At 61.6% G+C, this 17,338-nt stretch carries 17 protein-coding genes and 1 tRNA gene; 13 read left to right on the forward strand and 5 right to left on the reverse strand.

Annotation, left to right across the window (positions count from 1 at the left end):
* Positions 1 to 3: 3 nt before the first annotated feature.
* The 5 genes from trbF to HGK27_RS31290 all read left to right on the forward strand — a co-directional run bounded on the left by trbF (position 4) and on the right by HGK27_RS31290 (position 3,904).
* On the forward strand, positions 4 to 828 hold the full coding sequence (gene trbF, locus HGK27_RS08970) for a conjugal transfer protein TrbF (protein WP_206240219.1): 825 nt from the start codon (positions 4 to 6) through the stop codon (positions 826 to 828).
* A complete protein-coding gene (gene trbG / locus HGK27_RS08975) occupies positions 825 to 1,832 on the forward strand; it encodes a P-type conjugative transfer protein TrbG (RefSeq protein ID WP_206240220.1) in 1,008 nt (335 codons plus the stop codon). Before trbF ends, trbG begins: the two co-directional genes overlap by 4 nt.
* A 413-nt stretch (positions 1,833 to 2,245) precedes the next feature.
* Complete coding sequence (locus HGK27_RS08980; RefSeq protein ID WP_241126962.1) at positions 2,246 to 3,427, forward strand: TrbI/VirB10 family protein; 1,182 nt, start codon at positions 2,246 to 2,248, stop codon at positions 3,425 to 3,427.
* The gene (locus tag HGK27_RS08985; RefSeq protein WP_206240222.1) at positions 3,427 to 3,672 is read left to right on the forward strand and encodes a DUF2274 domain-containing protein; all 246 of its coding nucleotides are present in this window, start codon (positions 3,427 to 3,429) and stop codon (positions 3,670 to 3,672) included. The genes HGK27_RS08980 and HGK27_RS08985 overlap by 1 nt, the downstream gene beginning before the upstream one ends.
* Positions 3,659 to 3,904, forward strand: coding sequence for a helix-turn-helix transcriptional regulator (locus HGK27_RS31290; RefSeq protein ID WP_206240223.1), 246 nt, complete (start codon positions 3,659 to 3,661; stop codon positions 3,902 to 3,904). Before HGK27_RS08985 ends, HGK27_RS31290 begins: the two co-directional genes overlap by 14 nt.
* Positions 3,905 to 4,024: 120 nt before the next feature.
* On the opposite strand, the gene HGK27_RS08995 is transcribed toward HGK27_RS31290, so the two are convergent.
* Positions 4,025 to 4,984: a cation diffusion facilitator family transporter gene (locus HGK27_RS08995; protein WP_206240224.1), complete on the reverse strand. Its 960-nt coding sequence runs from the start codon at positions 4,982 to 4,984 to the stop codon at positions 4,025 to 4,027.
* Between the two features lie 1,138 nt (positions 4,985 to 6,122).
* On the opposite strand from HGK27_RS08995, the gene HGK27_RS09000 reads away from it, so the two are divergent.
* The 3 genes from HGK27_RS09000 to HGK27_RS09010 all read left to right on the forward strand — a co-directional run bounded on the left by HGK27_RS09000 (position 6,123) and on the right by HGK27_RS09010 (position 8,800).
* Entirely contained in the window at positions 6,123 to 6,488 is a 366-nt protein-coding gene (locus tag HGK27_RS09000) for a response regulator (RefSeq protein WP_206240225.1), read from the forward strand.
* A gap of 70 nt (positions 6,489 to 6,558) precedes the next feature.
* On the forward strand, positions 6,559 to 6,705 hold the full coding sequence (locus HGK27_RS09005; RefSeq protein ID WP_206240226.1) for a hypothetical protein: 147 nt from the start codon (positions 6,559 to 6,561) through the stop codon (positions 6,703 to 6,705).
* Between the two features lie 88 nt (positions 6,706 to 6,793).
* Complete coding sequence (locus tag HGK27_RS09010; protein WP_206240227.1) at positions 6,794 to 8,800, forward strand: HWE histidine kinase domain-containing protein; 2,007 nt, start codon at positions 6,794 to 6,796, stop codon at positions 8,798 to 8,800.
* Positions 8,801 to 9,125: 325 nt separating this feature from the next.
* Here HGK27_RS09010 and HGK27_RS09015 read toward each other — a convergent pair whose 3' ends face one another.
* Both HGK27_RS09015 and HGK27_RS09020 read right to left on the reverse strand, forming a co-directional pair.
* Positions 9,126 to 9,287, reverse strand: coding sequence for a hypothetical protein (locus HGK27_RS09015; RefSeq protein WP_206240228.1), 162 nt, complete (start codon positions 9,285 to 9,287; stop codon positions 9,126 to 9,128).
* Between the two features lie 108 nt (positions 9,288 to 9,395).
* Positions 9,396 to 9,776, reverse strand: a complete 381-nt coding sequence (locus HGK27_RS09020) for a response regulator (RefSeq protein ID WP_206240229.1) — start codon at positions 9,774 to 9,776, stop codon at positions 9,396 to 9,398.
* Between the two features lie 404 nt (positions 9,777 to 10,180).
* On the opposite strand from HGK27_RS09020, the gene HGK27_RS09025 reads away from it, so the two are divergent.
* Complete coding sequence (locus tag HGK27_RS09025; RefSeq protein WP_206239818.1) at positions 10,181 to 11,218, forward strand: IS110 family RNA-guided transposase; 1,038 nt, start codon at positions 10,181 to 10,183, stop codon at positions 11,216 to 11,218.
* 220 nt (positions 11,219 to 11,438) lie between these two features.
* Here the strand turns inward: HGK27_RS09025 and HGK27_RS09030 are convergent, their stop codons facing one another.
* Both HGK27_RS09030 and HGK27_RS09035 read right to left on the reverse strand, forming a co-directional pair.
* Positions 11,439 to 12,794, reverse strand: a complete 1,356-nt coding sequence (locus HGK27_RS09030) for a tyrosine-type recombinase/integrase (RefSeq protein ID WP_206240230.1) — start codon at positions 12,792 to 12,794, stop codon at positions 11,439 to 11,441.
* Positions 12,795 to 12,964: 170 nt separating this feature from the next.
* Positions 12,965 to 13,054, reverse strand: a tRNA-Ser gene (locus HGK27_RS09035).
* A gap of 138 nt (positions 13,055 to 13,192) precedes the next feature.
* On the opposite strand from HGK27_RS09035, the gene HGK27_RS09040 reads away from it, so the two are divergent.
* The 4 genes from HGK27_RS09040 (at position 13,193) to tmk (ending at position 17,336) form a co-directional block, all read left to right on the forward strand.
* Positions 13,193 to 14,272 (forward strand): lytic murein transglycosylase, encoded by a 1,080-nt coding sequence (locus HGK27_RS09040; RefSeq protein ID WP_206240231.1) that lies wholly within the window; start codon positions 13,193 to 13,195, stop codon positions 14,270 to 14,272.
* Positions 14,250 to 15,407 carry a septal ring lytic transglycosylase RlpA family protein gene (locus HGK27_RS09045; RefSeq protein ID WP_241126964.1) on the forward strand — a complete coding sequence of 386 codons (1,158 nt, stop codon included), beginning with the start codon at positions 14,250 to 14,252 and terminating at the stop codon, positions 15,405 to 15,407. Before HGK27_RS09040 ends, HGK27_RS09045 begins: the two co-directional genes overlap by 23 nt.
* 70 nt (positions 15,408 to 15,477) lie before the next feature.
* Positions 15,478 to 16,710 carry a D-alanyl-D-alanine carboxypeptidase family protein gene (locus HGK27_RS09050; protein ID WP_206240232.1) on the forward strand — a complete coding sequence of 411 codons (1,233 nt, stop codon included), beginning with the start codon at positions 15,478 to 15,480 and terminating at the stop codon, positions 16,708 to 16,710.
* Positions 16,707 to 17,336 (forward strand): dTMP kinase, encoded by a 630-nt coding sequence (tmk, locus tag HGK27_RS09055; protein ID WP_206240233.1) that lies wholly within the window; start codon positions 16,707 to 16,709, stop codon positions 17,334 to 17,336. Before HGK27_RS09050 ends, tmk begins: the two co-directional genes overlap by 4 nt.
* Positions 17,337 to 17,338: the final 2 nt, after the last annotated feature.

Raw genomic sequence — 17,338 nt, forward strand, 5'->3', positions numbered from 1 at the left:
CCCATGCATTTCAAACGCGCGGTCCAGCGTTACGGACAGACACCGCCGCCCGAGACGCCCTATCAGCGGGCGGGCCAGCTCTGGGATGAGCGCATTGGCACGGCCCGGGTGCAGGCGACCAATTGGCGCCTGATGGCCTTTGGCACGCTGGCGCTGGCCACCGGCCTGGCTGCCGCGCTGGTCTGGCAATCGCTGCAGAGCCGGGTCACGCCCTATGTGGTCGAAGTCGATCATCTCGGCGAGGCACGCGCCGTCACACCCGCCGAGGCTGCCTACCAGCCGACCGATCCGCAAATCGCCTGGTTCCTGTCCCGCTTTATCAAGGATGTCCGGTCGCGCTCGCTCGATCCGGTGCTGATGCGGGGCGACTGGCTTCAGGCCTATGACTTCGTGTCGCCGCGCGGCGCACTGTTTCTGGGCGAATATGCGCGCGGCAATGATCCCTTTGCCCAGGCGGGGGAGAAGACCGTCTCGGTCGAGGTGACCAGCGTGGTGCGGGCCTCGGATCGCTCCTTCCAGCTCAAATGGACCGAGACGGTTTACGACCGGGGGAGCCTTGTCGGCACCACGCGCTGGACCGCCATGGTCTCGGTCTCCCTCAAACCGCCGAAGAGCGCTGATGTCCTGCGTAAGAATCCGCTGGGTCTCTACGTCGATGGCATCGACTGGGCCCGCGAGCTGGAAAGCGCGGCTGATCGGCCCGCCACCGCCCTAGCCACTCCCAACGTCAGCCCGGCCGCGCCTTTGGCGCCGCCGATCTCCGCGGCCGCCAATGCGGCGCCCGATCAGGGGCAACCCATGTCCATCCAACCGGAGAATCGCCCATGAGTGCTCTGTTCTATCTGACCGGCCTGATTGTCGCAGCTGCCGCTGCAGCCGCCACGCCGGCTCCTGTTACGGCTACCCCGCAGCAGAACGCACCCGCTCCCACCCATGTAGCAGCGCCGACTGCGCCGGCCTCGGCAAAGCCCGGATCGGGGCCGACCATCACGCCCCTGCCTGTGGTGCCGGTGAAAGCCTGGCATCGCCATCACCGGGTCAGGCCGCATCTTACCTCGGCGGAAATCAGCGTGCGGGCCGCCAATCAGGGCGCGACGCAAGATCCGCAGGTTCAGGGCTTTATGAACGCCTTGCAGGTCTACAACTGGGGCGAGGGAGTGATCTACCATCTGCTGGCCGCGCCGGGCCGGGTCAGCGATCTGATCCTGCAACCGGGCGAGGCGATCACCTCGATCGCCGCCGGCGACACCGCCCGCTGGACAATTGGCGATACCAGCAGCGGCAGCGGCGAGGCCAAGCGGGTCCATGTCCTGGTCAAGCCTTTCTCCGCCGGGCTCTCGACGAACCTTGTCATCGCGACGGATCGCCGGACCTATCATCTTCAACTCACCAGCACGGTCGGCACTGCCATGGCGGGCATTTCCTGGAGCTACCCCGCCGACGAACTGCTGGCGGTGAAGCACAAGGAGGCCGAGGCTCAAGCCATCAGGCCGGTTGCGGCGGGGCTGGATGTCCAAAGCCTGACCTTTGCCTACGCCATCAGCGGTGACACGCCCGCGTGGCGACCGCTGCGCGCCTTCGATGATGGCCGCCAGACCTTCATCGAGTTTCCGCCCAGCATCGCCGTTGGCGAGGCGCCTCCGCTTTTCGTGCTCGGTGCCAAGGGAGCCACCGAGCTGGTGAACTACCGGATGTCGGGTCGGTATTACGTGGTCGACAGGCTCTTTGCAGCGGCGGAGTTGCGGCTCGGCGGTAAGCAGCAGGCCGTGGTGCGGATCACCCGTGGCGCCACTGCCGACAAGGATCGGCATAGCGATCGGAGGGCATCATGACCGATAGCCCCAACGCAACCCCGGAGCAGGAACCTTCGGAGCAAGGCGCTCTGCCGCTCCCGGAACAAAAGGCTGAACCGGCCCCGGCTCCTGCGCCGACCGTGCAAACGGCTCCGTCTCCAGAACCGAGCCCGAAGGAAGCTCCGGTACAGGCTCCGCAGGTAGCCCCAACTCCAACGCCAAGCCCGAGTTCAGCTTCGGGCCGATCCCCAAAAGCAGCTCCGTCCCCAGAATCCAACTCGAAGGCTGCTCCAGCGGCGAACCCACCAGCGACTCAGTCGCCAGAAGCCCACCCGAAGGCAACTCCGGCATCGACCCCAAAGGAAGCGCCTTCTCCATCACCCACCCCGGAGGAGGCTGAGGCGCCGTCCCCGCAAGCAGCTCCGTCTCCCCGTGTCGATCCTGAAACGCTGGTGCTGCGCGGGAAACCGCGCAGGGCGGTGCGCTTCCGGCGTGAGGTGATCATCGGCATGGTCGCGGCCGCCACGATGATCGTTGGTGGCGTGACCTGGTTCGCGCTGAGCCCCAGCATGCCGCACATCAATGTCGCGGCCAGCGACGATACGGCCAATGGAGCAAAGCCCAATAGCGAGGTCCTGGCCAACGCCCCTAAAAACTACGGCGATGCCAAGCTGGGTCCGCCACTGCCAGGCGATCTTGGGCCAGCAATCCTGGCGCATCAGCAAGGCACCACCACGGTCGCAATGTCGTCTCCTCCACCGCAAGCTGATCAGACGCTGGCGGCGGAGCACCAGCGGCGGAGCGAGGAGGCGAGGGCCGCACGCGAGTCGGGGGTGATGGTCCAGATCGTTGGCGGCGATAAGACAGGGCAGGGCGTTGCAACGGTCACGCCAGCCTCGGCATCTGGAGCAGGAGCCGATCCTGCACAGGCGCAGCCCACGGCTCGCATGGCCCTCGATCCCGATCACGATCCGGGGCAACAACAGCGCAAGGCCGATTTCGTGTCGAACCTCGATACGAAGGGGGACATCAATCCTCATGCGCTGACCGAGCCGACCTCGCCCTACACCTTGAGTGCCGGCACAGTGATCTCCGCCAGTCTCATCACGGGCATCAACTCGGATCTTCCGGGGCTCGTGAGTGCTCAGGTGACGCAGAATGCCTATGACAGCGCGACGGGGCGCTATCTCCTTCTGCCGCAAGGCTCACGCCTGATCGGCAGTTACGACAGCGTTGTGGCCTATGGGCAGAAGCGGGCTTTGCTGGTCTGGCAGCGGATTATCCTGCCCGACGGTTCATCGGTGCGGATCGACAATGTCCCGGCCTCGGATGCCTCTGGCTTCGCCGGACTTGCCGATAAGGTCGACTTCCACAGCTGGCAGCTGATCAAGGGCGTGGTGCTCTCCAGCCTGCTGGGCGTCAGCACGCAGCTCAGCTTTGGTAGCAATGAGAGCGACCTGCTGCGAGCCATCCGCGAATCGACGCAGCAAAGCGCCGGGCGCGCGGGCGATCAGATCGTCACCCGCGCCCTCAACGTACAGCCGACCATCACCGTCCGGCCAGGCTGGCCGCTGCGGGTGGTGGTTCACAAGGACATCGTGATGCGGCCCTGGGGCCAACAAGGGAGACCGTGATGGTGGAGCTGAAGCTGGGCAAGCTGCCCGAACGTGTGCCGGTCAAGCTGACCATCAGCGTGCTTCCGGACCTTAACCGAAGGCTGCTCGATTACGCAGCTGCCTATGCCGATGCTTATGGGCAGGAAGAGCCATTGGCAGACTTGATACCGGCAATGTTGTCGGCGTTCCTCGAGACCGACCGCGCCTTTGCCAAAGCTCAGGCCACCAAAGCCAGGAACGGGGCAAGCAATGGCAGAGTGTGAAGCACAGGAGGCTCCTTTCGAGGAGCCTCCTGACAGGCTCTTGCGGATAGCCGAAGTGTCCAGGCGCGTGGGTCTGTGCAAGGCAATGATTTACCGGCTGATCTCCAGAGAAAAATTTCCGAGGCCCTTCAAAGTCTCGCCGGGGGCGTCTCGATGGAGCGAGAGAGCCGTCGTCGCGTGGATTGCGGATGTAAGAGATGGCTTCGAAGGCAAGCGCCGAAAATTCTGGTGAGCAATCGAAGGTCTCCGCTTTTCCCGCACGTGAAGCGCTACGGAGGGTCAGAGTTGAACTGGCCGGTCACCTGGCGCTTCCCGCTTCCGCTGATCGGTGTCTACGTCGCCGTAAGGAGTGTTAGCCCGGATGCGGCTCGCCCCTGGCCAGCGCGTCAGCGTCTTCCCCGATTTCGTCGAGTGCCTCCAGGTGCCTGTCGATCGATTGGGCCTCGATATAGACGCGGCGCACATCTGAAAATTCGTCGCGAAGCCGATCTTCGACATCGGAAACGATACGTTTCACGGAACTGGCCCGGGTGTTGTCGTGAAAATCCGCAGACACGATCAACAGCACCTCTTCAGGTCCAAAATGCATCGTGCGGACCTCATTTACGCGATCAATCACGTCGAATTCGCCAAGGATTTCCCGCAAACGGCCTTCGATGGCAGGATCCGCTGCCTGGCCGGTGAGAAGCGTATAGCATCGTTTGGCCAGACTGATCGCGGCAAGAGCCAGAATGATGCCGATGGCGATCGAGGTCCAACCATCGATTGCCGGCTGATCAAGCCAGACGGTTAGAATTGTGCCGACCAACGCCACCAGAAGACCTGCAATCGCTGCGGTATCTTCATAAACAACGGCAAAAACCGTTGGATCGCGGTGGCTGCGTAGGGCTTGAAGGATATCCCATCCGTGCTCGCGTGCCTCCTGCCTCACCTCCTTCAACGCGACCGAGAGTGAGTAGCCCTCCAGTGCGATGCTGACGCACAGGATTATCAGGTTGACCCAAGCGTGCTCAATTGGGGTCGGTCGCTGGACTTTGCCGATCCCCTCATGGATCGTGATACCGGAGCCCAACGCAAAAATCGCAAGCGCGACCACAAAACCCCAAAAATAGAGCCGCAAGCCATAGCCGAACGGATGGGGTGCATCTGCGGGGCGGCTCGCTTCCTTCATGCCGTAAAGCAGGAGGAACTGATTTCCGGTGTCGACAAGGCTATGGATGCCTTCAGACGCCATGGCGGAGGAGCCGGTAAAGGCTGCCCCACAGAACTTCGCGATGGCAATACCGGCATTTGCGCCGAGCGCCGCGAACAACGTCGACCGTGATCCTTTCGACGTATCTTGTCGTTCTACTTGGCCCACATCACCTCCGATCTGCGGGCTGTGTCTCTGAGAACCCGCTAGAGCCTCGGCAGGATCGCATACTCTGCCTGGGCGGCGGCGAACGCCCCTTTCTGTCATAGAAGGCAGTCGCACCGCGTATTGTCCGAATGTCTCGTTGGAGGGATGGGTCCGCTCGGCCTGATGGCGAACGCTATCCACTGGCACTAGTCCGAAAAGCGAGATGGCCTCGAACGGCGCTCCGTTAGGCCATTCAAAACTCCGGCCTCCTCTATAAATTCGGAAAAAACGTCCGACTTTCAGAGCCCAGCCGAATTGCTTCGCCCGCGTCAGGTTCCTGATTTGATGATTTAAAAACTGTCCGACCTGGTTAGCGCGGGTTGCGGAACCATTCTGAGCCGTCCGAATTTACCATCACAAGGCGCTGGATTGCGGGTCGCAATCAAAAAAAGCGCCGCGGGCGCGCCCTTGCTTTCACCACCCCCCGTCTGCAAGGGGGCGCCCGCCTTTCAGCCACACTCCAAATTTCCCTATTTGAACGTTCACCAAATTCGCGTCAGGCGGGAACCGCCATCCATCCATCGATGTTACTTCGTGTGGGAATAGAAAAAAATGTGATCGTCAGAAAATCTGGCATGGAGAGGAGCTTTCAAGACAGCTTCTGCCCCGTGACCTGATGGCGATCTTCCAGGGGATGGACCATGGACGAGCGGGTTATTGACGAGTGCATTGGGCGCCTAGTCACTTTAAGAATGCATTTGTTGAACTCCGGCATGAAGCAGGCTGTTCATCATGTTTCTGCCGCGATAGACGATCTCTCTAGCCAGTCAGGGCAGCTCAAAGGATTGTCTGACCCGTCCAGTCTTGCCTGAAAAGCTGGCTGTACGCTTAAGGCAAACCGCGGTCACCCTAAGTTAACCAGGCTGGATACCGTGAGTGCTGACCCAGCGCCCCCAGCCGGCGATCCCATGCTATGGTTTATCAGATACTTATGTATCTATGCGGAACACTCGGCCTGCGTGGTCGCTTCTATAAGATCCCGATCCATAGCTCTCCTGGCTGCATTGGCGTGTGGGGGAGGGTGCCGGATTGATCGCCATGGAGCGAAAAAATGGCATCAGCCTCACCCGTGATCCTTGTTGTCGAGGATGAACCGAACCTGCGCCTGGCCGCAGTCGATATGGTCGAGGACAGCGGCCTCACGGCCCTTGAAGCGCCCGATGCCGAGGAAGCCCTGGCCATGCTGAGAGAACGTGATGACATCAGGCTGGTGTTCACGGATGTCCAGATGCCGGGGAACGTCGATGGCATGCGGTTGGCTAATCTGGTTCACGACCGATGCCCCCTGATCGACGTTATCGTCACCTCCGGGGAGGTTGCACCTGGAGAACTCCCGGTGCCTGCGGGCGGGGTCTTCATCCCGAAGCCCTACGACCATGACAAACTGGCGCAACTCATGCACCGGCTGGTCGACTGACTTGCCTGAGAGATTTCTCGACCGGACAGCCGTCCCTCCGGCTCTGCCCTCGCTTGCAGAGGAAATTCGCATGGTCAGCTTTCTGGCGACGCAAACCGATGAACCAGAGCTTGCAAGATATATCTTCATTTTTGCGCAACGTTTGCGCGACCTGATGGACGAGGTGACCATTCTGCCAAGCGGTCTTGGCCTCGACGACACATCAAACCTGGGGTGAGTGACGACCAGCCTCAGCATCTCCTCGGTGAAAAACGGGTAATTTGCCGGAAGACATGCCCCATGCCGGTCGGTATGAGCGACGCCGTATGAGGGAAACGCAACCACAGCACGATCACCAGGGTGATCTTGAGACAATCGATGGCATCGAACTTTTGCCCTCGATCCTCGAGGCCGTCTGCCGGGTTACCTCCTCAGGTTTTGCCGCTGTTGCTCGCGTCACTGAAACTCGCTGGATCGCTTGCGCTACGCGAGACGAGATCGGCTTCGGTCTTGCCGCAGGCGGCGAGCTGCCGCTTGAAACAACGATCTGTCACGAGATCCGCCAGCACCGTCAGGCAGTCATCATCGATGATGTGGCGGCCGACCCAACCTACCGCGAGCATCATACACCTCGCATTTACGGCCTTGGCAGTTACATCTCGGTCCCGATCACCCTGCCGGATGGTACATTTTTCGGCACCTTGTGCGCAATTGATCCTCAACCGCGTTCGCTTGCCAATAAGGAAGTGACCTCCGCTTTCGCGATCTTTGCAGATCTGATTGCTCAGCATCTGATGGCATCGCGGCAGGTCGCCACCATCCGCGCGATGGCACATGAGCGGGAGCGGCTGATCGCTGAGTTGCAGACGGCACGCGACAATGCCGTCGGTGAGTTGGAGCGGGTTAGCGTCCTCTTCGATCATGCGCCAAGTTTCATGGCTGTTCTCGACGGCCCTGAGCATCGCTTTGTGTCGGCCAATCCGGCTTATCGAGACCTCATCGGTGGGCGCGAGGTCATCGGACGAACCGTTGCCGAAGCACTGCCTGAAGCCGCCGAGCAGGGCTTTGTCGATATTCTGGACAAGGTCTATGCCACCGGCGAGCCCTTCTCGATGCGGGGCGCTCGCTTTACGTCGCGCGATGAGAATGGCGAGGCGGCCCCGGAACGTTTTCTCGATTTCCTCTATCAACCTGTCGCCGGCAATGACGGCACGAATGGCATCGTGGTCATTGGTTACGATGTCACCGATCATGTTCTGCAAACCCGGCGCCAGGCCGCGCTGACAGACCTGGGCGAACAATTGCGGGTCATCGACGATCGCGGAGACATCACTCATGCTGCGGCCCGCATTATGGCCGAAGCGCTCGGCGCTACCCGCGCAGGCTTTGGGACCGTCGATGCCGAGCATGAAACGGTCATCATGCACTCGAACTGGTGTGCGGCCGGGGCGACCCCGGTCGAAGGCACTTACCGTTTTCGGGAATATGGCAGTTTCATCGACGATCTGAAGCGCGGTGAAACCGTGATCGTCGCCGATGTCCGCGAAGATCCAAGGACCAGACCAAACGCTGCGGCGATGGAAGCGCTGGGCATCCGTGTCCTCCTCAATTTCCCGGTCATCGAGCATGACCAGTTCGTCCTGGTCGCCTTCGTTCATATGGACACCCTGCGCGAGCTGTCGGAAGCCGATATTCAATTTGTGAAGCAGGTGGCCGACAGGACGCAACTTGCCTTGGCTCAATTGCAAGCGAAGGAGCAGCAGGAAACCCTCAACCGCGAGCTTGGCCATCGCATGAAGAACGCCCTGAGCGTGGTGCAGGCCATTGTCAGCCAGACCTTGCGCCGGGCAGGTGATCTGAAAGCTGGCCGCTCAGCGATCGACGCACGGCTGGCGGCGCTCGGACGGGCCCATGACATGCTTACCGAGGCCTCCTGGAAAGAGGCCGACATCCGGCAGGTCGTCGAGGCGGCTTTGGCGGCCCACAGGCGTGATGGTCAGCGAATTTCTATCCAGGGCCCCGCTGTTCCTCTCAACGCGGATCAGGTCCAGGGGATCTCGATGGCCCTCTACGAGCTTGCCACGAACGCCACCAAATATGGTGCCCTTTCAAACGAAGAAGGGCGCGTCGCACTCGACTGGAGCTGGATTGATGGTGCATTCAATCTGACCTGGATCGAGAGTGGCGGACCGGCTGTAAAAGAGCCTTCCGATCGCGGCCTCGGCTCGCGGCTGATCGAGCAAGCCATCGCACCCTATTTCCGGGGCAAAGGGAATATGGAATTTGCTCCGGAGGGTTTGCGTTTCCGATTGAGCGGGTATGTGATCGCTTAGAGCTGCATGATCTTCCGCTTTGAAATGGATGCCGATATCGTTTCAGCAGAAACGGCCTTTCACGGGAGGCCAATACAGGCGCCTGCGTGAAGCGAGTGTGCACTGAAAGTGTCCCATTTCAGGACATGAAAAGCCATCGAGACGACGAAATCGGCAATTTTGGATTGATATGGCCTTTAGATTTCTTGAATTTCATTGAGATTTTGCGTTGATTCATCTCAAGAATTTCTAAAGCATCTAGACCCCTCCATGAAATTCCGCCAAGGCGGGAACCGAATAGCCATACAGTAATTATGCCTAGTAACGAAGCGATCGGCTCGGGGGATCAATTTTGTTTACGGGCGCGCATTGCTTCACCAGACCGGCGCTTCTTATGCGCCTTGGCGGCGATGCGGCTGTCCCAAATCCGACGCTTGGTGAAGCAGTGGCTCATGTGGTTGCCCAGCCAAGGGAAGATCACTGGCTCTTCGACATTATCACCGACCATGGAATGATGAATTACACCCTCATCAGGCAACTGGCCGAAACCCCGGCATTCACATCCTGGGCCGAGGACCAGACAGCCTGAGGCCTGTCCGCTGACGCCTGCACTCACCTAGGCTGCAGATCTGTCCGCTACCAGAAGGTCGGTCAGAACCGCGATCACGTCGCGGGCAGGCGCCGGTTTGATGAGCGTCAGAGCATCGCCATAGGTTTCTGGCACCGCGCCATCGTCAAACCCGGTCGTAAAGACGATGGGCACGTTGCGCTCGAAAAGCAGGTCCGCGACGGGAAACGACATCGCATCGCCCAGATCGACATCGAGGACTGCCGCATCGATCCTGTGTCGAGCCGCCAGATCCAGAGCTCGTTCAAGATGCGCAGCAGGCCCGACCACCGAAACGCCGGCCGCCTCCAGTTCTTCCCATAATTCTGCCGCGATAAGGGGCGAGTCTTCGACGATGAGCACGCGGCGGCCCGCAAGCTGATGAGACATCTGCTACCTTCTTCAATGTCGAGAAGCGATCTATAATCTGGAGCGGCCAACCCCACCAATATCGCAGGTTATATTTTAGCGCCTTTTTATCTCGAATGGTCGCTCATACCGGGCATATTGCCGTAGGACAAGCAACGGGGCCGTAGCCGCTCGATCCTGCCAAGCAACTGCCTCAAATAGATTTTAGGGCGGCGTCGTAGGTCGGCGCCGCCCTGTCTACGCGATCACTTTGTCAGGCGACGGCTGATACCCTGCGTATGCGCCTTGTGCCGCTTTTGCGGCGGGGCTCCTCCCGGATTTTCTTTGTCTCCGGGAAAGGGATGAGGTGGATGGCTCCCGCTCACGACATTTGAATGTCATGATGAGGTTGCCGTCAGGCAAACCCACGCAAGGAGCCATCCGCCATGGAAATTAGCACGATCGGCCTCGATCTGGCCAAAAATGTCTTCCAGGTTCACGGTGTCGACAAAGAGGGCACCGTCATTGTGCGCAAGGCGTTGCGCCGAGCGCAAATGTTGCCCTTCTTTGCAAGGCTATCGCCCTGCCTTGTCGGCATCGAGGCTTGCGGGACATCGCATCATTGGGCGCGGGAACTGCAAAACCTTGGTCACGAGGTGCGACTGATGCCGCCATGCTACGTGAAGCCCTATGTAAAACGCGGCAAGAACGATGCTGCTGATGCCGAGGCCATCTGCGAGGCGGTGACACGTCCGACGATGCGGTTCGTGGCGATCAAGTCTCGTGAGCAGCAGGCGGCCCTGTCACTTCACCGGGTGCGCTCTCTTTTGACTGGTCAACGTACACAGTTGGTCAACATGATGCGCTGCCAGTTAGCAGAGTTTGGTATCGCCATTCCGATCGGACTTGGGCGGGCGCTGCATCTGGCGCAACAGATCGAAGATGGCGAGGCCGCGATTGATCTGCCACCACAAGCGGCGCAGGTGATCGGCATGCTGTGCGAGCTGGTGCTCAAGCTTCATGCCCGGCTTCATGAACTTGATTTGCGCCTGGAAGCTCTCCGGCGAAGCGATGACATGGCGCGTCGGTTGGCGACGATCCCGGGCATTGGTTCGATTGGCGCAACCGCGCTGGCAGCATCGGTTACCGACCCGCACCAGTTCAGGTCTGGCCGCCAGTTTGCCGCATGGCTTGGCCTGACACCGCGTCAGCAGTCGAGTGGCGGCAAGGAGCGCCTTGGCCGGATCACCAAGATGGGCGATAAATATCTACGGCAGCTGTTGGTCATCGGGGCGACCTCCCTGCTACGCCGCGCCAAGGAGGGCCCTGCAACGGTTCACCCGTTTCTCGTTGGGATACTGGCTAGAAAATCTGCCCGCGTGGCCAGCGTCGCCATGGCCAACAAGATAGCGCGGATCGCGTGGGCGGTCATGACACGCGGTCAGGTCTATCAATCACACCATGTGCCCGGATTGGCCGCATGAGTACGCAATCCGGCTGAGGTGATCGGCCGAACGGAGTTGTGAGCGCAAAGAGAAATGATGGCGACACCGGTCAGACCGGGAACAGGGACAACCCGTGGAAAGTCTTAGGCGCAACAGCCTGTGAAGGCGATAGGAACTCTGTTTTTCGGACCCCATCAGGGCCAGCAGTCCGAAACGACTGCATCAACAGGCCGGACAGACGACTGCACCCGACCGATCGTCAGAATTTCAAAAAGTGCTTGCAACGCGGGAGCCATCCACAGAGGACTTTCCTTGGAAGCGGCGTTGCAATCTTGCGCCACGATCCTGAGCCTTCTTCCCTGGCGGGACCAGCGAGCAAGGTTCCAGGCGAAGGAAGAGTGCTTGTCAGCATGTCTGCCCAGACAGTCGCGATCTCACGCCTCCGCTTCATGTACCGGGCCCGATTGTACGCGCCCTCGACCTTGTTGGCGGGAACATGGGCAAGCATGAGATCGATGATCGCGCGATCGCCCTTTTCACCATGATCCTGCGCCCACTCATTCATAATGGTTGAGAATGCCGCGCGGAAACCGTGGGGAACATGGTGGCCATGATAGCCGGCGCGGTGGAGAAGGTAGCCGATCGTGTTCTCGCTCATCGGCTTCCGCCCGTTTCTGATGCTGGGAAAAACGAGTTCACCCTCACCGGTAAGCGGCCAAAGCGCCCGAAGGACCAACACGCACTGCGGGACGAGAGGCACCAGATGATCGCCGCCGATCTCCTCCTTGCGATCGAAGGACCCTTTCATTCGCGCTGCCGGAATGCGCCAGAGCGGTTCCGCGCCGTTCAGGTTCTCGAATTCATCCCACCTTGCCCCTCGCAACTCATTGGGTCGAACAGCCGTCAAGGCAAGCAGGCGCAAGGCCAACCGGGTCACAGGCCTGGCAAAATCGGATTCCGCGTCGTTGATCATCGTGCGAAGCCGGTCGATATCGATGATGGCCGGTTGACGCCCCTTACGCAAAGGCTTGAGGATCGGGCCGAGCTTCTCTGCCGGATCTCTGTCAGCCCGGCCGTTTGCCATGGCATAAATGAAAACCATCGAGATTCGCTGGCGAACGCGTTTGGCGGTTTCAATGGCACCGCGCGCTTCGATTGCCCTGAGCACTTCGAGAATGGCTGGCGAGGTAAGCTTGGAAATCGGCAGATTGCCGATCATCGGGAAGACATCGCGCTCGAGGCTCCTTAGAACGTCCTGGCCGTGCCGCTTCGCCCACTGGCTGCGAAGCGCCTCATGATATTCGCGTGCGGCTCGCTCGAAGGTATACCGGCCGTCGTTGAGGTTAACCTCGACCTTGATCTTCCTCTCGACGATCGGGTCTTTTCCCTCCCTGAGGATAAGGTTGGCCTGGTCCCGCTCGGCCCGGGCGGCCAGAAGGGAAACCATCGGGTAACGACCCAGATGCATGGTCCTCTGGATGTCGTTGTACCTGTAGCTCCATTGCCATACTTTTGATCCGGCGGGCGATACCAGCAGGTAAAGGCGATGGCCGTCGGTCAGTTTGTATGATTTTTCCCGGGGCTTTGCCGCGCGGATTTTTGCATCGTTCAACATTGGGGGCGTCTCCGCTTCCACGTTTTTCCAACGCCGACTCCACGTATGCCACCACGCGCGCTTGTAGACGCGTGTAGACTGCTGTGGACGCTCTGGCCCTCTAAGGCTCGGATTTAAGGGGAAAAACGTCAATCAGGGTAGACCGCTGTGGACCCCTGTAGACTTCAATGTGGCGGACAGGGTGGGATTCGAACCCACGGTGAGCTTCCACCCACGGCGGTTTTCAAGACCGCTGCCTTAAACCACTCGGCCACCTGTCCTTATGCTCCCGCCCCATAGACGATGCGGCGAAAGGTGCAAGAGGGCGCGCACGCAAGCGGCGATTGCCGCTCTGCGCGCGCTCACCTGTGGCCGCCCCACCATTCCCTTGAGCTCCGCGATGTGCGAAAGCTGCTGACATGAAACGATCCTTCTTGATGGCCGTCCTCGGCACGCTGGTGATGACAGGCGCTGATGCCGCGCAATCTGCTTCGATGATGCAGGATGGCGACGCGTCCTCCCTGGCTGCGCCCGATCCTCAGGACGCCGCCTTTCAGGCCTATCTCCAGACCGTGGCCGCTAAAGCGCGCGCGCAGGGCATTCGCGAAGCCGCCATCCGCTCCGTGCTGACCGGGCTCACCTACAATCCGCGCGTGGTGGCGCTGGACCGCGCACAGCCCGGCGGCTCGCCGACCAGCAATGCCACGCCGCCTGATTTCACGCCCTATCGCCTCTCGCATATCAATGCCGCGCTGATCGCGAAGGGCAGGGCCATATACGGTTCCGTCGCCAGCGATGCTTCGCGGATCGAGGCGCGTTACGGCGTGCCCGCGCCCATTCTGCTGGCGATCTGGGGCAATGAGACCAATTTCGGCAGCTATATGGGCAATTTCGATCTGCCCCGCTCGCTGGCGACGTTGGCCTATGATGGCCGCCGCCGCGCGCTCTTCGAGGGCGAGTTGATCGCGCTGATCAAAATGGTCGATCAGGGCGTGCCGCGCTCACGCCTGACGGGCAGTTGGGCCGGGGCCTTCGGCAATCCACAATTCCTGCCCAGCGTCTATCTGCGTGTGGCTCAGGATGGCGACGGCGATGGCTCCCGCGATATCTGGAGCAGCAAGGCGGACACGCTCGCCTCCATCGCCAGCTACTTCCGCGATGCCGGATGGCGGCCCGGCCAGCCCTGGGGCGTGCGCGCCACCGTGCCGGCCGACTTCAACCGCGCAGCCAATCAGAGCCTGCTGACCGCTCCCAGTTGCTCGCGCGTCCATGCCCGGCAGGCGCGTTGGCGCACGGTGGGCGAATGGCGCCAGATGGGGGTGATCGCTCAGGGCCGCATCGGCGACAATGTGATGGCCAGCCTGATCGAACCGGACGGGCCGGGAAAAACCGCTTTCCTTTTAACCGGTAATTATCGGGTTATCCTCGATTACAATTGCTCGAACTATTATGCCCTGAGCGTAGGATGGCTTGCCGATGAAATTGCCGGGAACCCGTAAGACCCTGTTGAGCGGGATCGCAATCACCGCCGTAATGGCCGCCAGCGCTGCCATGGCCGGGGCGCCATCCGCCCCCGCCGCCAATGGCCCGCAAGCCGATTTTCCCGTGGTGGTGGGCGCGCCTTACCAGATCGACGGCGTGACCTTTGTCCCCAGCGATTCGATGAATTTCGATTCGGTGGGCTATGCTGCGGTGGGGCAGGAGGGGGGCTCGACCATTTCGGCGGCCCATCACACGCTGCCTTTGCCCTCCTATGCCGAAGTGACCGATCTCAAGACCGGACGCACCATTCTGGTCCGTGTTGAGCGGCGCGGCCCCGGCGACAGCAATCATGCCATCGAACTTTCTCCGGGCGCAGCCGCGCAACTGGGCATCACAGCAGGCAGCAATGCGGGCGTGCGCGTGCGCCGCGTCAACCCGCCAGAGCAAGAGCGCGCCCTGCTGCGCTCCGGCAATCCCGCGCCTGAACGGATGGCGACGCCCAAGCCGCTGCTCGATGTGCTTCAGCGCAAGCTCGATCCGGCTCTGGCCCAGCGCACGCTGGATGCCGAGGATCGCGATCCGGTTCCCGCCAAGCCCGCGACCCAGCTTTCGGCAAAACCCACACCGGCGCCAACATTGGTCTCCAAGCCGGTTGTGCAGACCGCCAAACCGGAAAAGCCCGCCAAATCACCCAAGCTCAAGCCGGAAGCCATCGCCAAGGCTGACGCCCCGGCAGCGCCGCCGATGGGCTATGTGCCCTCGGTGCCCGCGCCTGCGGCTCAACCCGCCGAGAAGCCCCAACGCTCGCGGCATCAGAGCCTGCCCAAAGCCAGCGTGGCCGCTCCCGATCCTGCCAAAGCGCCTTCAGGGGACGCTGCCAAACCGGCACTCGCCACCAAGCCCGCCGAAGCGCCGAAACCTGCCGAGGACAAGCCTGCCCACGCCGGATCTTTCGTGATCCAGGCAGGCGCCTATTCCGACCAGAAGCGCGCTCAGGCCGTGGCTGACAAGATCGGCGGCACGGTCAGCGCGGCGGGCAAGCTGTGGCGGGTGCGCGTCGGGCCGTTTTCCGCGCACGCCTCGGCAGAGGCGGCCTTGGCGAAGGTCAAATCCGCGGGCTATAGCGACGCCCGAATCCAGCGCGGCGAGTGACTCAACAGGGCTCTTGCCGCCTGACAGGCATAATGGAGTCGCGTTGATCCCCTCGTTCAAGAGCTTGTTGGTGCCCGGCGCACTGGTTCTGGCCGCTCTGGCCGCCACCGGTTTGCGCTCGGCGCCCTCTTCCCCGACAGAACATGGGGATAACTCTCAAACCCTGTCACGGGTCGAGCCTTTGGTGCTGGGCCCGGTGCCGCCCGTGCCACTGGGCCATCCGCAGCCGCCTGCCGAGGTGGATGTGGCTCCGGTGGCGATGCTGGTCGATATGGGCTCGGGCCGGGTGCTCTATGCCAAGGAAGTGGCGCATCCCTTCCTGCCCGCCTCGGTCACCAAGACGATGACCACCTTTCTGGCCTTCGAGCTGATCTCTCAGGGCAAGATGAAGCTTTCGGATGTCTATGCCGAAAGCCATGAGGCCTATCGCAACTGGCATATGACCGGATCGCGCATGTTCCTCAACGAAGGCCAGCCCGTCACCGTGGACCAGTTGCTGACCGGCATCATGACCGTTTCGGCCAATGATGGCGCCGTGGTGCTGGGCGAGGGCTATGCGGGCAGCGTGCCCAACTGGACCGCGCTGATGAACGCCAAGGCGCATGAAATCGGCATGACCGACAGCCATTTCAACACGCCCAACGGCTATATGGATGGCGGCCAGACCTATGTCAGCGCGCGCGATCTGATCAAGCTGGCCACAGCGATGATCCAGCGCCACCCGGACCTTTATCACCGCTATGTCGGCAGGCCGGGGCTGGTGTTCAACAATGTGGCACAGAACAACCACGATCCGCTGCTGGGCAAGTTCCCCGGCGCCGATGGCATCAAGACCGGTTTCACCGGCGAGGCGCATTACAATTACCTCGGTTCCGCCGAGCGCAATGGCCGCCGCCTGCTGATGGTGCTGGCCGGGGTGGAGCGCCCCAATGAGCGCGTGAAAGCCGCCCGCGCCCTGATGGAATGGGGTTTCGACCAATGGGATGCCAGCGCCCTGTTCCAGCAGGGCCAGAAGCTGGCGACGGCCAAGGTGCAGGGCGGCTCGGCGGAAAGCGTCGATCTGCTGACGCCGCGCAAGCTGTTCGCCACTGTACCACGCGGGCAGCGGGAGACTGTGTCCATGCGGGTCACCTATGATGGCCCGCTGAAAGCACCGATCGCCAAGGGACAGGAAGTGGCGAAGCTGGAAGTGACGATCGGGCATGATGCGCCCACGGTGATGCCGCTGGTGGCGGCCTCTGATGTGGCCAAGGGCGGTTTCGCCGATCGGCTGCGCGTCGGTTTCCGGAGGATGGTGTCTTGAGTTCGGGCCGTTTCATTGCGCTTGAAGGCGGGGAGGGCACCGGCAAGTCCACCCAGTCCCGCCTGCTGGCCGAAGCCTTGCGCGCATCGGGCCATGAGGTGGTGCAGACCCGCGAGCCGGGCGGCACCGCTGGCGCCGAAGCGATCCGCGCCCTGTTGCTGGGCGTAGAGGGCGAAGGTTGGGGCGCCCGCGCTGAGGCTCTGCTGTTCGCCGCCGCTCGCGCCGACCATGTCGAGCGCCTGATCCGCCCGGCGCTGGCACGCGGCGCATGGGTCGTCTGTGATCGCTTTATCGATTCCACCCGCGCTTATCAGGGCGGCGGCGGCGGCCTTTCCGAAGAGGATCTGCTGACGCTGCACCGGATCGGCAGTGAGGGTCTGCTCCCCGATCTCACCCTGCTGATCGAGGTGCCGCCTCAGGAAACCGCGCGTCGTCTGGCTGCGCGCGATCTGGACGGGCCGGACCGCATCGGTGGGCGCGGGGAAGCCTATCATGCCCGCGTCAGCGCCGCTTTCGCCGGTTATGCGGAGGCAGAGCCGGAACGCTTCGCGCGCATCGATGGGCTGGGCGAGCCTGAAGTCATCCATCGCCGGATCATGGATGCCGTCGCGGGGATGGTGCCTTGACC

The organism is Novosphingobium terrae, assembly GCF_017163935.1.
Taxonomy (GTDB): domain Bacteria; phylum Pseudomonadota; class Alphaproteobacteria; order Sphingomonadales; family Sphingomonadaceae; genus Novosphingobium; species Novosphingobium terrae.

Coding starts and splice junctions, on each gene's coding strand:
- trbF (WP_206240219.1), top strand. CDS start 4: ATGCATTTCAAACGCGCGGTCCAGCGTTACGGACAGACACCGCCGCCC.
- trbG (WP_206240220.1), top strand. CDS start 825: ATGAGTGCTCTGTTCTATCTGACCGGCCTGATTGTCGCAGCTGCCGCT.
- HGK27_RS08985 (WP_206240222.1), top strand. CDS start 3,427: ATGGTGGAGCTGAAGCTGGGCAAGCTGCCCGAACGTGTGCCGGTCAAG.
- HGK27_RS31290 (WP_206240223.1), top strand. CDS start 3,659: ATGGCAGAGTGTGAAGCACAGGAGGCTCCTTTCGAGGAGCCTCCTGAC.
- HGK27_RS09000 (WP_206240225.1), top strand. CDS start 6,123: ATGGCATCAGCCTCACCCGTGATCCTTGTTGTCGAGGATGAACCGAAC.
- HGK27_RS09005 (WP_206240226.1), top strand. CDS start 6,559: ATGGTCAGCTTTCTGGCGACGCAAACCGATGAACCAGAGCTTGCAAGA.
- HGK27_RS09010 (WP_206240227.1), top strand. CDS start 6,794: ATGAGGGAAACGCAACCACAGCACGATCACCAGGGTGATCTTGAGACA.
- HGK27_RS09015 (WP_206240228.1), bottom strand. CDS start 9,287: ATGGTCGGTGATAATGTCGAAGAGCCAGTGATCTTCCCTTGGCTGGGC.
- HGK27_RS09020 (WP_206240229.1), bottom strand. CDS start 9,776: ATGTCTCATCAGCTTGCGGGCCGCCGCGTGCTCATCGTCGAAGACTCG.
- HGK27_RS09025 (WP_206239818.1), top strand. CDS start 10,181: ATGGAAATTAGCACGATCGGCCTCGATCTGGCCAAAAATGTCTTCCAG.
- HGK27_RS09030 (WP_206240230.1), bottom strand. CDS start 12,794: ATGTTGAACGATGCAAAAATCCGCGCGGCAAAGCCCCGGGAAAAATCA.
- HGK27_RS09040 (WP_206240231.1), top strand. CDS start 13,193: ATGAAACGATCCTTCTTGATGGCCGTCCTCGGCACGCTGGTGATGACA.
- HGK27_RS09045 (WP_241126964.1), top strand. CDS start 14,250: ATGAAATTGCCGGGAACCCGTAAGACCCTGTTGAGCGGGATCGCAATC.